Here is a 13,511-nt window from a genome sequence, read left to right on the forward strand (position 1 = left end):
GTCCTGCGCGGCATCGAAGCGCTGGGCAAAGCCGGAACGAGCGAGAAGACCCTGACCGACATCGCCGACACAGCCCTCGCCGTACTGCCCCGCCCACTGAGCCCCTGGGGTCGGTCACCGACCTCGGGAAGGGGCCGAGCGACAGCGGCAGGACGAGCGGACCGTGTGTCCGGGATCGACCGGCTCGTCGGAGCGCTCGGCGAGGACCGTGGCCATCGGCGCGAGGTGCCAGGAGTGGTCCGCGTCGTTCGCGCGGCGATCCGCCGCGGCGAGAGGTGACCGACGCAGGACAGTGCCGCGCCGGTCCCCCTCCACGAGCTAAATGAGTCGCGCGCGAGGCCGTCAGGCAACGGCGTCCTCTCCACGACTGAGGATCCTGTGCTCATCGTTCATGCGCTCATCGTGGCACGGGCCGTGCCGGCGACCGGATCTTGAGGAGGGTGCGGCCACGGATGCCCCCAGATAATCTGCGTGATGTCAAAAAAAATCTGCGTCGTGTAGATTCGATGTGTCGACAGGAACTTTCACGGCGGCCAAGCCGCCGCGGCCCAAGGATGTGACCAGCCATGAAGACCTTTCTGATCACCGGCGTGAGCAGTGGACTCGGCCGGGCGTTCGCCACAGGAGCCCTGGAAGCGGGACATACCGTCGTGGGTACCGTCCGTAGGCAGGAGGATGGCGCCGCCTTCGAGGCACTCGCACCGGGCAGGGCGCACGCGCGCCTGCTCGACGTCACGGACGACGAGGCCGTGTTCGCCGTGACCGACGACGTCGAGTCGACGGTCGGTCCGCTGGACGTGGTCATCGCCAACGCCGGCTACGGCTTGGAGGGCGTCTTCGAGGAGACCCCGCTGGCAGCCGTCCGGGCTCAGTTCGAGACCAACGTGTTCGGTGCCGCCGCAACGCTTCAAGCGGCCCTGCGCCACATGCGCCCCCGACGCTCGGGGCACCTGATGGCAGTGACCTCCATGGGCGGTCTCATGGCCGTGCCCGGCATGTCCGCCTACTGCGGCAGCAAGTTCGCCCTGGAGGGCATGCTCGACAGTATCCGCAAGGAGGTGGCGGCCTTCGGTATCCACGTCACGGCCATCGAGCCCGGATCCTTCCGAACGGACTGGGCCGGCCGGTCGATGACCCGGGCGGAGCGAACGGTCTCGGACTACGACGAGGTCTTCGACCCGATCCGCGAGGCACGGCTCAAGGCGAGCGGCAATCAGCTGGGCAACCCGCAGAAGGCAGCTGAGGCTCTGCTCCACATCCTCGACGTGCCGGAGCCCCCCGGCCACCTGGTCCTGGGCTCCGACGCCCTGCGCCTCATCGGCCAGGGCCGGCAGGCGGTGGACGACGACATCCGCACCTGGGAGAAGCTGTCGCGGACCACGGACTTTCCCGACGGAGCCCAGATCACGAACAACTGAGCAGCCGGTCGGACGCACGAGGGCGCGGGCATCCCCCGCGGTTCCCTCTCTTCGCATGACGCCGCAACACTCCGGCCGTGCCTGCCCGTCGTGGAAGTAGAGTGCGGGGGAACCGCAGGGGAGACAGGGGAGATGACCGTGGGAAGGCGCAGTGCCGCCCCCAGCAAGGGAGACCTGCGTGAGCGGGCTCTTCTGGACGCCGCCGAGGAACTGCTCGGACACACGAGTCTGGAAAACCTGACCGTGGAGGCGATCGCCCAGAAGGCCGGGATCTCCCGGGGTTCCCTGTACTTCTATTTCGGCAGCAAGCACGAGGTGCTGGCAGCTCTCGTAGAGCGGACCATGCGCACCATTCGGGCGCACGCCGATGCCACGGCCCGGGACGAGTCCGCCGCACCCGTAGCGGCCATGGAACGGGCCGTCCGGGCGACCGAGGCGGTATGGCGGGACCACGGCACGGTCATGCGCGCCGCCGTGGACTACTCGGCGCTGCACCCGGTCGTCGGAGCTGCCTGGAGCGAGACCGTGGATCGGTTCGCACTCACCATGGCACAGGTGCTGAGAAGCGCTGGTATCCCCGACGACGACGGACCGGACGGCGCTACGGCGCTGGCGGATGCCCTGTGCTGGATGACGGAGCGTGCCTTCTACCGTGCTTCTCTCGTTCCGGACGGGGATCTGGGCCGGGCGAGCACGACCATCTCCGAGATCTGGCGCAGGGTGATGACGGGCTGAACTGCCCGGCGAGGGACGGGTCCAGTCCGCGCGAATCCGGTGAAGCGGTCCGCGTGAGGGTTTCTCGGCCTTCGCCCACATCGCTATGGCCGAAGCAACCGTTCGGTGTCGGCGCGTGCAGCTTCTCCAGCGGGGCCCGTCAACCGCCGGGTCGACGCCGTGGTTGCTCGTATCCGGCCCGTCCCGAATCGGGCACCCGCACCGTCGGGCTCCCCGGGTCGGTCGGGACGGGCACCCCTCGCTCATACGGTTTGCCGAGGTTGCGCGACCATGATCAGGTCGGCGGGCTGGACGTTGTCCAGGGGACTTCGCGGACGCGTGATCCGGGCTGGTGGGTGAGTTTCCAGCGGCGGGCTATGGAGGCGATGGAGACCGTGAGCTCGGCCAGGGCGTAGGTGTCACCGACGCACTTGTGTTTCCCGACGCCGAATGGCATGTAGGCCGAGCGTGGCAGGTCGTCCGTCCGACCGTCGAGCCAGCGGTCGGGGTCGAAGCGCAGAGGATGGTCGAAGACTTCGGGGTCCCGGTTCATCGTCGACGGGCTGAATACGACTTCGCCCCCCGCAGGGATGCGATGGCCTCCGAGGGTCACCGAGGACACGGCTCGCCGGGAGAGGAACCAGTTGGGGTGGTGCAGCCGCACTGCCTCGTTGATCGCGGCGGCCGTGTAGGGCAGTTTGCGGAAACCTGAAAAGAGATCGGCCTGTCGCGAGCCGGCTCTGCAGTTCGTCGACCAGCCGTTGTTCGACCTCGGGATAGCGGGCCAGTTCGTGGAAGAACCAGACGAGCGTCGTCGAGACGGTCTCGGCGCCGGCGATCAGCATGGTGACGGTCTCGTCCCGAAGTTGTGCTTCGGTGAAGGTGTTGTCCTGGTCGCGGGTGTTGATCAGCGTGCCCAGGAGGCTGTCGTCCTGCGCGGGGTTCTTGCGCTGTTCGGCGATCACCGCCTTGACGACGTCATGGAACAGGGCAGCGGAGCGCTCGTACCGTCGGTTCACCGGGAGGGGAAGTTTCTCCATCCAGGAGTAGGGATAGAGCGCCTGTGCGGCGATACCCGCGACGATCCCCGGGAACGCCCGCTTGACGTTCTCGGCTGCCCTGTCGGCGAGATCCGCTCGTAAGGGCGTTCGCGTCAGGACCTCCACGGCCGTCTCATGGGTCTCGCTGTTCAGGGCGAACGGCTGCCCCGCTGTCCACGCGCTGGACCTCTTCTCCACGACGGAGCGCATGATCTCGACATAGTGCTCGATCTTGTGCTGGTGGAAGGCTGGCTGGATCAACCGCCGGTTCCGGCGGTGCTGCTCCCCGTCGGACACGATGAGGCCCTGGCCGAAGACCTTGACGGCCTTCTCGAAGACCAGTCCGCGAGTGAAAGCGCCGGACTCCCCGGTGAGCAGGGACCGGACAAGCCGTGGGAGCTGAGGAAGTAGATCGGTCGTCCACCGATGAACACGGTAGTGACCTCATGTGCTTTCGGTAGTGAGGCCAGGAAGGCGAGTGGGTTCATGACCAGCTTCGGAAGGTGTCCGACAATGGGAAGCACCGGGGGCTCGCTCTCCGGCCGGTCTGCGTGCTCGCGGCGACGTGTCCTTGGGCGCGGTAGCCGTGAATGACGAACTCGCCGGGCGAGGGAGGCGCCGGGCCAGTGCTTGGGCGACGGGTTCAGGACTCCGTTATTGACGTCAAGGTATGTGGTCGACGTGGCGGACACCGGACATGCGGTGGGTGACGAGGACGACGGCTTGGTTCGGGGCGGCGAGGCGGCGGATGCGGTCGAACGCTTCGATCTCGGCTCCACGGCCTGTACGTCAAGGCCCGGCTGGTGGGACCCCCTCCGCACAGCGGAGGAAGTTCCTCTTCCACGCTCGGCCGGACACCGGATGCCCCGCCCGAGCCGATGGATTCCCACTCGGTCCCACCAAGACGGACGGAGCGGCGGCCTCTTCCCGGGTTCGTGCTCAGGTGACGGCTGTGAAGCCTCCGTCGACGGGGAGTACCACCCCATGTACGAACCTCGCCTCGGAGGACACGAGATAGGCGACTGCGGCGGCGACCTCGTCCGGGCCACCGAGCCGACGTGCAGGGGCTCGGTCGGCGAGGGCTTCGAAGTATCCGCGTGCGGGGGTGATCATCGGCGTGTCCGTGACGCCTGGCGCCACGGCATTCACCCGCACACCGTGGGGGCCGTACTCGGCGGCCCAACTGCGCGTCAGTTGGTCGATCGCTGCGTTGCTGGCTGCGTACGCAGCCATACCGTCGATTCCACGGCCGCTGGAGATGCTGGAAACGTTGACTATCACTCCGTCGCCGCGGGCCGCCATGGGTGGGGCGAGGTGTCCGGTCAGCAGATACGGCACCTTCACGTTGATATCGAAAACTCGATCGAACTCGGACTCCGTCGTCCCCGACGTGGGGCCAAGGATCCCTGCACCGGCGCTATGTACAAGGACGCCGACATGACCGCCGCCGGCTTCCGTCGCTTGCTGTGCCAGATCGGCCACCGAAGCCGCGTCACGCAGATCGGCAGGGATGAAATGTGCCGTTCCGTCCTCTGCCCGGATGGCTGAGACGACCTGGTCTCCCCGTCGTCGATCGCGACCAGTGACCACGACGGTGAGGCCGTCCCGTGCCAGGCGGCGAGCCACGGCCCACCCGATACCACTGGTCGCACCGGTGATCAGCGCAACACGACCGGTCGCTTCATCAGGAGTCATCCGGTCCTGCACCTTCTCTTTGCCGTTCGGCAATTCACGCTGACTCATCTAGACATCTCCTCAATATGCGTTGACAACGTGGATGCACCTCGCAAAGGTGACCGGTCCATCGGTGAGTCCCGCGAAGTCGGCGGTACTGCAGTCCGGCTCGGGCCATCCGGTCCGCCGCGCTGCGGCGACAGACTGATCCGGTGCGGCACGTGCCGGGTTGCTCCGATCCGTGCGTCGCACCCCTGTCGGGGCACCCGCGAGTGATCGCCGCCCGCCCTGCATCGCCCTCGTTTCCCCCGAGAACTGGCGACAGTTGAATCTGATCGGTGTGATGTCGCGGCCCGAGAAGGAGAGGGTCGCCCCGATGCGGGCGCCGATCACGTCCTCGTGGGCTCCGGTGGCGCGTTCGTCGAACCGGTGCGTCGGCTCACTCGTGACGAGGGCGCACCGGTCTCCTTCGGTGCCGGAGGCGCAGCCACCTGTACGAGGACACATGTGGCCGATGTGTCCAACAGGCCGTCCCCCCGGGGAGTTTCCTTGCCGGAGGGACGGCCTGCATGGAAGGCCGTGGGCGGGCCGACATATTCAGCCGCTGGTCCTGACGCGGGTCGTGTCGGGCGCTGGCACTCCATGGCACCACGGTCGGCGGCCCGTGGACGAGCGTTTCGGCCGCACTGTCCGATGGCGGGCCTTCACCCGGATTCCACACCGAGGCCGGAGCCGGGTTCGTACGTCACCGGCTGCTGCGGGCAGCGTCCTCGATCACCTTGGTGACCGTGCCGGGGCGGCTGATCATCACCGCGTGCGAGGCGTTGACCTCCTCGATGTGCGCGTGGGCCCGCTTGGACATGAAGCGCTGGAGGTCGGGAGCGATCGCCTTGTCCTGGCGGGTGATCAGGCTCCAGGAGGGGATGTTCCGGTAGGCCTCGGCGACGCTGGCGTCGGACACGGCCTTGGTGTTGGCGGGCCGCTGCGCGGCCGCCAGGTTGGCGGCCGTGGTCCTGTCGACGTCACCGGCGAAGGCCTCCCGGAAGTGATCCGGATCGATCGAGACCTCCGTACCGCCCGGGACCTCGGTGGGGATCAGCGGGATGGGCGGCGAGGACTTCTCGGCCAGTCCGCCCACCGTCTCACCCTTGGCGGGGATGAAACCGGCGATGTAGACCAGGGCCTTGACGTCGGGGTCGGAGGCCGCGACGTTGGTGATCACGGCACCACCGTAGGAGTGGCCGACGAGCACCACCGGGCCGTCGATGGTGGAGAGGTAGCTGGAGACATAGTCGGTGTCGCTCGTGAGCCCCTGCAGCGGGTTGGCGATGGCTCGCACCGGGTAGCCGTCCTCACGCAGGCGCTCCATCACGGGCGACCAACTGGAGGAGTCCGCCCACGCTCCGTGGACGAGGACGACGGTCGGCTTCGCGGAAGTGGTCTGTTCACCGCCCGACGTGGCCACGGCAGGAGCCGTGGCGGCGCCCATGAGGGCCAGGGCGCCGGCGGCGAGCGCGACGCGACGTGAGATACGGATGCGCATGAGGTGTCCTATCGGTCATGGGCAGAGAGCGGATCGGCAGCCGAACAGGGCCGACCCTCTGCGGAGGGAGAACGTTCGGTACACCAATTAGATGTGCCGCTGGGTGTTGTGTCAAACCGAACGTTCTCCCTCGTGGGTGTTGGTGGCTCGTGTCACACCTCGGCTCGGTCCCCGCTCACGCACGCGGCCGACGGCGAAGGATCGCGTTCCCCTGTGACTGGATCCGACGTGACCGGGTCCGTCCCGTCGGGGGAGCCGGGTCGTCGGCGTCCGACTCCGGAACGTACGCCCGGTGACGCTCGTTTACGCCCTCGTCAGCCGTGCCGTACACATCCGCGAAGTGTGGCCGCGGTCTTGGCCAAGGCGCCAACGCTCGCTAAGGTCCGGACCAATTACGTCCGGCGCCGGGTGTTGTCCCGTCTCCGACGTGCCCCTACCACCGTGAGGAACCCGATGGCGGGCCTGTGCTCGAAGAACCGTTTACGCGCACCAGTGTCGGTGCGCGCTCTCGTCGCTGTGGCGGCGGCGTGTGCGGCAGCGATTGCCGCCTCGGCGTCGACCGCCGCAGCACACCGAATCACGCAGGCCCAGACGGAGCCGCGTCTCGCGGCCGTCAGTTCGGGCCTCGGATACGTCGCGATGGGCAGCTCCTTCGCGGCCGGGCCGGGCATTCCTCCGACACAGGAGGGGAGCGGAGCCGCGACGTGCTCCCGGTCGGCCGGAAACTACCCGAGCATCGTGGCCCGGGAAATCGGGGCGAACCTCACGGACGTCTCGTGCAGCGGCGCGACCACCGCGAACGTCCTGACGACCAGTCAGTCCGGGCAGCCACCGCAGGTACAGGCCGTGACCGCGGCGACCCGCCTCGTCACCGTCACGATCGGTGGCAACGATGTCAACTACCTGGGCAGCATCAACACCTATTCCTGCCAGACCAGCGGCGGCGCCAACTGCGGCACGGTGGACAGGAACGCGATCAACCAGACCTTCCCCGCGCTGGCCGGTCGGATCGAGAACGTGGTGAAGGCCATCCGTGGCACGGCACCACAGGCGCACGTCCATCTGGTCAACTACTTCACCCTCCTGCCGGCCTCCGGGGTCTGCGCGAACGTCCCGTTGACCGATGACCAGGCGGCATTCGTGCGCAGTATTGCCTCGCGCCTGGCGGAGGCCACCGCGACCGCAGCGGCCGCAACGGGGGCCACCCTGGTCGATCTGGCTGCCGCGAGCCGTGGCCACGACGCGTGCTCGGCCAGCCCTTGGGTGGAGTCGTACCGCCCGGCCGCGGGCCGTGCCACCTACCACCCCAATGAGGCGGGGATGAGAGCGGCGGCCACGCTCGTCCACTCCGCCCTGGAGTCCAGCGGCCAGACGGCCACGGTGACGTTCCGTTCGGGGATCGCCGGCAAATGCGTCGACGTGCGGAACTCCGGCACCGCCGACGGCACGCCCGTGCAGCTCTACAGCTGCAACAGTACGGGCGCGCAGCGGTGGACGTACGTCCCTGGCGCGGGCGGTACGCTACGCGCCCTGGGACGCTGCCTCGACGTGAGCGGCGGGGGGACCGCCAACAGGACCAAGGTCCAGCTCTGGACGTGCAACGGCACCGGCGCACAGCGCTGGGTGACGGGCCCCAACTCCTCACTGATCAATCCGCAGTCCGGGCGATGTCTTGACGACCCGGGGAGCTCCACCGTGGACGGGACCCAGTTGCAGATCTACGACTGCAACGGTGCGGCCGCACAGCGCTGGACCCCGACTGCCTGACACCGGCCGCGTGGTGTCCCTCCGGCCGACGGTGGCCGGAGGGGCACCACGCGGGCAACCGCCACCTCGCAACCAGGACATCCGGTCCCGCCCGTGCTCGACCGACAACCGTGCACGGTCATCGCGACTCCGCCGCCCGTGATCGATCATGAGTGCGACTTCTTCGCGCGTGGTCGACCCGATCGACGACACCTACCGCCGGCAGATGAACCGGCAGCTCACCAGGCAGGAGTCCCGCCATCCGGCTCGGGACGTGTGCCACGGCAAGCGCGGCACCATCCACCAGGCGGACCGCGACGGCATGGAGGAACGACCGGCTCGGCCCGGCCCTCAACGCCATCGTCCTCTGGACGACGACAAAGTACATCGACGCCGCCATCGCCCAGCTCCGCGCCGACGGCCACAAGATCCGCGACGAGGACATCGCCCGCCTGTCCCCGCTCAAGCACGGCGACCTGAACCTGCTCGGCGGCCACAGCTTCGCGGCCGGCATCCCGATCGCCAGCGCCCTGCGCCCGCTACGCGACCCCGACGGGCCCGAGCCGGACGAGGACGAGGACAGCGAGGAATGACCGCCCGAGGCCCTGTGGTGGTGGGGCGGACCCTCGCACGAGTCCTCACGGGCGGGCCGTGAGGCCGTCCAGGGTGAGGTCGAGCAGGCGCTCCGCTTGCTGTCGGTGTTCAGCACCCGCCGAGGTGAGGGCGATGCCTTCCAGGGCGGCGCCGATGTCGGTGGGTTGGATATCGGTGCGGATCGCCCCGGCGGCCGTGCAAGCGTCCATGAGTGAGGTAATGGCGGCCTGGATCATTTCCCGGCTGTGACCATAAGGATTGTTTCCCGTCGCGGCGATGGCGCGCAGGGCGTCGATCATGCCGTACTTGGCGGTGACGTAGTCCAGGAACGGGTGGCTGGTTGCCGGGCCGGGGTTCGGCCAGGTCGATGACCGCCCAGTCGTGGAAGCGGTGCCCTTTCACGCCGAAGCAGTGCCCTTTGGTACCGAAGAGGTGCCTTTTGGCGCCGACCCCGGCCGAGAGCTTCTGCAAGCCCGCTTGGGTACCTTCGCGGCCAGGGCATCCGTGCGGAACTACCCCGCGCCGGTGGTGACTTCGGCCGAGCAGGCAACGGCGAGCACGTAGCCGACCTGGCGTTCTTCCCGTACTTGTCGGCCTCCGGCCGGCAATCGTGCCGACGTGAGCGGCGGGGCCGGGGCTGATCCACACCGAGTCACACTGTTCGTTGATCTCAGGTGGAACGGTCGAGCCGATCAACTGCTGTACGTACTACGGTGTTTCACGCCCGCCGGTCCCGTGACGGTCTGCCTGTCCGCGCCTGCGGGCCGACTTGTCACTCCGTACACGAAACGGAAGCCCCCCATGCGTTCCTCACTCCGCATAGGAGCCGTCGCGGCTCTGCTGGCCGGTCTGGCGCTGGCCCCCGTCACCGCACACGCCACGCCGGGCGGCCCCGGCGTCAAGGCCACCCAGATCGGCCCCACCATCACCCTCGGCGACAAGGACTTCACCCTGCGCCGGATCACAATCCCGCCGGGCCAGGGCACCGGCTGGCACTTCCACGACGGCACCCTCTACGCCCGGGTCGCCAAGGGCACCCTCAGCCACTTCGACTCCTCTTGCGCCTCCGACGGGGTCTACTCCGAGGGTGACACCCTGACCGAGCCCTCCGGCCCGGACCACGTCCACATCGGCCAGAACCGCGGCACCACCGACGTCGTCCTTGAGGTTCTCTACGTCCTCCCCCACGGTGCCCCCTTCTCCCAAGACGCCCCCAACCCGGGCTGCGACTTCGAGTAAGTCCTCCCGCGGACACTCGGAGGCGCCCTGGCTTCAGGGGCGCCTCCCTGGTCAGGCGGGGCTGTACCGCTTGGTCACGGGGCTTGGCGCCGGCCCGGCGCGGCTTGAGCCGGTTGATCCCGCACTCGACCGCATGCCGCCGGTTGTAGTCGCCCTTGTCGAACTTTGGCGTCGCCGCGGGGAGGCCGTGATCATGACGGACAAGGGCTTCTGCCCCTGCTCGACCGAGAGGTGAATCCTGGTGGCCAGTCTGCCTCGGGGCGCCTCATGAAGACCCAACTCGTGATCGTGCTACGAGCTCGAACCGCCTGGGCACAGCTCGTTCTGCCCTCCTGGACACGTGGGTTGCCCTCGGAAGCGGATGAACAGCCTTGTGGCAACCGGATCGGCCCTACCATCATTGAGGGTCTTCAGCGGGCCGCTTGATCGAGTAGTTCAGTATGTCGAACATCTCAACTGCTCCATTGGCAAGCCGCGTTGGTTGCGCATCCTGTTGCACACGGTTTGCCGCGTCCTGATGGAGCGTGCAGTGATGCCGATCCTCAGCCCCACATTCGCGTGCGCTGCGTGACTGAACTCCTGGCCGCTTTGGGATCCAGGACGCACCGGCCACGTGATCACTATCACTGTAGGATTGGCACAGAATTCTTATGATTGCCCAGCGATTCCAAGCCCCAGTTGTACTACCCATGGACGCGGAGGGATCCGTACTCCGGGACGCGGTGGTCGACGTGGATGACGTCGGCCGCGTCGCCTATTGCGGTCCGGCCGCCACTGCCCCGCGTGTGGAGGTTGCCCGCTCCCTCCAGCTGACCGGAATTCTTATCCCGGGCCTGGTCAACACGCATGCCCACAGTGCCATGACCTCTCTCCGAGGGATGGGCGGTGATCTTCCCCTGGCGTCGTGGCTCAACGACGTCATATGGCCCGCAGAAGGGCGTATGCGACCTGCCGACGCGGGCAGCGGCATGCGCCTCGGTTGCATCGAGATGTTGCAGTCCGCGATCACGACAAGTGCTGAGATGTATTTCCATCCAGAGGTGCTCGTTGATGCGGCGCTTGAGGTGGGGAACCGAATCCTTGTCGCTCCCGCCTTTCTCGACGTCCCAGGCGCCCGATGGCGAGACACTCTGGCGTCCATTGACAAGTGGATCGATGCCGATGGACTGCGATTCGGCCCGAACGACCGCATTGAGATCGCCTACGGCCCTCACTCGGCATACATGCTTCCACCGGAAGCACTGGAGGCGACAGCGGAATCGGCCATGGTGCGTGGTGCACTGGTGCACATCCACGTTGCCGAGTCACTGGTGGAGGACCGCGAAGTGCGGTCCTCTCACGGGTCCGTGCCGCAGCTGCTGAACCGGGTCGGCCTTCTGGACGGGCGCCTCCTTGCCGCGCATGCGGTGCACCTGTCTCCCCAAGACGTTGATCTGTTCGCTCAGTCGGGCACGGGAGTGGCCCACTGCCCTGGCTCCAACGCGAAGCTCGCCTCAGGAGTGGCACCTCTCGCAGAACTTCGTGCAGCTTCCGTTCCTGTTGGTCTGGGGACCGACGGGCCGGCGAGCAACGATGACCTGGACTTGTGGGAAGAGATGCGCCTGGCCGCCATGTTCAGTCGCTTGGCTGCTGAAGACGCCATGGCCCTGACCGCCAAGGACACCCTCCTGATGGCGACCAGAGGCGGGGCCGCGGCGCTTGGGCGGACCGACATCGGCAGCCTGGAGCCGGGCAAGTGGGCAGACATGGTGCACATCAAGGTGGACGGACCGCAGTTTGCAGTCGGCTTGGACGTCCCGGACACGCGACTGCTGTCGACGCTGGTGTGGGCGGTGGGCTCGCGCGCGGTGTCGGACGTGTGGGTGGGCGGGGAGCGTGTCGTGGCGAATGGTGAGCCCACACGCGTCGATCGGGTCGCCGTTCAGCGTTCTGTTGCCGAGTCGGCAAAGTACTTGAATGCCACTTGATCACGCTGTCCGCTGGCTCGGGGTCGCGTTGGGGCTGTGTGCCCATGAAGATTGACTCAACGCTTCGAGCCCCATGGCACGAACAGGTTCATCACGCTCAGCGTGTCGGCCACGGTCGCGGTTTGCTCCGCACTGCGGCCGTGAGCACACCGGAAGCGGGGATGGAGATGGACCCGCAACAGTGGAGGCGCTGCTCCCGCCCCGCGTGAAGGCCGAACGGCCGCCGGCGTGCCTCGCGCCGCAACTCGTACGGCGGCCACCTTCATCGAACCGGAGTCCGACCACGGCGGATGGCGGCGTGATCGCCCTTGCCGACGGTACGACGGACTTCTTCACGGGATTCGTGTGGAGCTCGTCGAGACCGGCAGCGGATTTTGCACCAGCGGGAAGATCCCGGCCCCCGATCGTGCTGATCCGAGCAGGACTTGACACCAAGGAGGACGAGAAGTGACCAAGGCACTTCCCAGGCGCACGGGATACCGCATCACCGTAGAGTTCAGTGGTCGGCACGTGCGTGTGGTGCGGAACGGGCAGGTACTGGCGGAGAGCGACGGGGCGTTGTTGCTGCGCGAGCCGGGCTGTCCGGACTCGTACTACATTCCGTTCCAGGACGTGCGCCTCGACCTGCTGACCCCGTCCGGTACCCGCACGCAGTGTCCATTCAAGGGTGAGGCCTCCTACTGGTCGCTCCCGGACGCGCCTGACTCGGCCTGGACGTACGCCGACCCGAAACCGGAGGTGGCCGCGATCAAGGATTATCTCTGCTTCTACGAAGTAGAGATGTCCTGAGCGCTTCGCGGCTGACGGGGTCGCCGGCCGGCGGGCGGTGTGCCTGGCGGAGTACCGGTTCGGTGCGGGCACCGTCGCGGCACTCCCGGCGACGGAGGTGACGCCCAGCAGATGGAGCGACGGCTGGGAGCCGGCTCTGTACGTCTTTTGGCGCATTGGCGCATCGGCGCAGGGGTCGCCGCGGCCCGCCTCGTCGCACCGCTGCGGACCGCCCGGCCCCTCACGGGCCGGCGGGAGGAGTCCGGCCACGTGTCCTGGTCGCAGGTGGGTGGGTTCGGGACCGGCGTGCCTCCAGCGACACCCGGTCCATTCGCTCGCCGGCAGTGCGTGCACGCCGCACCATCCCATAGCTCAAGCAACCTGACCGCACCGGTGAAGGCGCTCCGGCTCGCCAATGGAGCCTTGCTCAGCTCGTCGATCGTCTGCTGAGGCGGGTCACAGACGAACAGCTACCCGAGCAAAAATCCAGCCATGGGCGGAAAGTCGCATTGACATGCATAGAACCGGCCGACATGGTCGGCAAAGATCAACTGGCTGTCAAGCGGCACACCCTCAAGCGAACGCGGCTCTCCCGGCTGCGATCCGCCATTCGGGCAGGTAGAACGTTCGGTCTTGACAAGTGGCCCCACCCTTGCCAATCTGGTGGATAGAACGTTCAGTCTCACAGGCGCGGTAGCAGCCGCCCAGAAACCCCTGAACTTCGACCTCCGTCGGATTCCATCTAAGGATCAACGTGACCAGCATCGCTGCTCCGTCAACCACCACAGGGACAGCCTCCGCTCTGCGC

The 13,511-nt window shown here is 67.5% G+C and carries 10 protein-coding genes and 4 pseudogenes; 7 read left to right on the forward strand and 7 right to left on the reverse strand.

All coding sequences use genetic code 11. From position 1 onward, the window contains the following. Window positions 1-114: 114 nt before the first annotated feature. The gene (locus ACZ470_RS40300) at window positions 115-315 is read right to left on the reverse strand and encodes an HD domain-containing protein (RefSeq protein ID WP_468434933.1); all 201 of its coding nucleotides are present in this window, start codon (window positions 313-315) and stop codon (window positions 115-117) included. Window positions 316-566: 251 nt separating this feature from the next. Here ACZ470_RS40300 and ACZ470_RS40305 point away from each other — a divergent pair, with 251 nt between their 5' ends. Both ACZ470_RS40305 and ACZ470_RS40310 read left to right on the forward strand, forming a co-directional pair. Then, window positions 567-1,418: an oxidoreductase gene (locus ACZ470_RS40305; protein WP_468434934.1), complete on the forward strand. Its 852-nt coding sequence runs from the start codon at window positions 567-569 to the stop codon at window positions 1,416-1,418. 132 nt (window positions 1,419-1,550) lie between these two features. Beyond that, window positions 1,551-2,153 carry a TetR/AcrR family transcriptional regulator gene (locus tag ACZ470_RS40310; protein ID WP_468434935.1) on the forward strand — a complete coding sequence of 201 codons (603 nt, stop codon included), beginning with the start codon at window positions 1,551-1,553 and terminating at the stop codon, window positions 2,151-2,153. Window positions 2,154-2,427: 274 nt separating this feature from the next. Here ACZ470_RS40310 and ACZ470_RS40315 read toward each other — a convergent pair whose 3' ends face one another. From ACZ470_RS40315 to ACZ470_RS40330, 4 genes and pseudogenes are all read right to left on the reverse strand, one after another. Then, window positions 2,428-2,796: a cytochrome P450 gene (locus tag ACZ470_RS40315; protein ID WP_468434936.1), complete on the reverse strand. Its 369-nt coding sequence runs from the start codon at window positions 2,794-2,796 to the stop codon at window positions 2,428-2,430. 70 nt (window positions 2,797-2,866) lie between these two features. Beyond that, window positions 2,867-3,550 (reverse strand): annotated as a pseudogene (locus ACZ470_RS40320) (cytochrome P450); the annotation flags it as partial. A 561-nt stretch (window positions 3,551-4,111) separates the two neighbouring features. Next, window positions 4,112-4,915 carry an SDR family NAD(P)-dependent oxidoreductase gene (locus ACZ470_RS40325; RefSeq protein ID WP_468434937.1) on the reverse strand — a complete coding sequence of 268 codons (804 nt, stop codon included), beginning with the start codon at window positions 4,913-4,915 and terminating at the stop codon, window positions 4,112-4,114. Between the two features lie 676 nt (window positions 4,916-5,591). Next, window positions 5,592-6,389: an alpha/beta fold hydrolase gene (locus ACZ470_RS40330; RefSeq protein WP_468434938.1), complete on the reverse strand. Its 798-nt coding sequence runs from the start codon at window positions 6,387-6,389 to the stop codon at window positions 5,592-5,594. Window positions 6,390-6,842: 453 nt separating this feature from the next. Here ACZ470_RS40330 and ACZ470_RS40335 point away from each other — a divergent pair, with 453 nt between their 5' ends. Both ACZ470_RS40335 and ACZ470_RS40340 read left to right on the forward strand, forming a co-directional pair. Further along, window positions 6,843-8,156 carry a ricin-type beta-trefoil lectin domain protein gene (locus tag ACZ470_RS40335; protein ID WP_468434939.1) on the forward strand — a complete coding sequence of 438 codons (1,314 nt, stop codon included), beginning with the start codon at window positions 6,843-6,845 and terminating at the stop codon, window positions 8,154-8,156. Window positions 8,157-8,322: 166 nt separating this feature from the next. Next, window positions 8,323-8,728 (forward strand): annotated as a pseudogene (locus tag ACZ470_RS40340) (Tn3 family transposase); the annotation flags it as partial. A 45-nt stretch (window positions 8,729-8,773) separates the two neighbouring features. Here the strand turns inward: ACZ470_RS40340 and ACZ470_RS40345 are convergent. Together ACZ470_RS40345 and ACZ470_RS40350 are read right to left on the reverse strand one after the other, a co-directional pair. Beyond that, window positions 8,774-9,058 (reverse strand): annotated as a pseudogene (locus ACZ470_RS40345) (SbtR family transcriptional regulator); the annotation flags it as partial. A gap of 7 nt (window positions 9,059-9,065) precedes the next feature. Then, a pseudogene (locus ACZ470_RS40350) lies at window positions 9,066-9,322 on the reverse strand (hypothetical protein); the annotation flags it as partial. 208 nt (window positions 9,323-9,530) lie between these two features. Here ACZ470_RS40350 and ACZ470_RS40355 point away from each other — a divergent pair. From ACZ470_RS40355 to ACZ470_RS40365, 3 genes are all read left to right on the forward strand, one after another. Beyond that, window positions 9,531-9,968, forward strand: coding sequence for a cupin domain-containing protein (locus ACZ470_RS40355; protein ID WP_468434940.1), 438 nt, complete (start codon window positions 9,531-9,533; stop codon window positions 9,966-9,968). A 722-nt stretch (window positions 9,969-10,690) separates the two neighbouring features. After that, window positions 10,691-11,935 (forward strand): amidohydrolase family protein, encoded by a 1,245-nt coding sequence (locus ACZ470_RS40360; RefSeq protein ID WP_468434941.1) that lies wholly within the window; start codon window positions 10,691-10,693, stop codon window positions 11,933-11,935. A gap of 447 nt (window positions 11,936-12,382) precedes the next feature. Continuing rightward, window positions 12,383-12,724, forward strand: coding sequence for a DUF427 domain-containing protein (locus ACZ470_RS40365; RefSeq protein ID WP_468434942.1), 342 nt, complete (start codon window positions 12,383-12,385; stop codon window positions 12,722-12,724). Window positions 12,725-13,511 lie beyond the last annotated feature (787 nt).

The organism is Streptomyces sp. NPDC031111 (assembly GCF_055570675.1).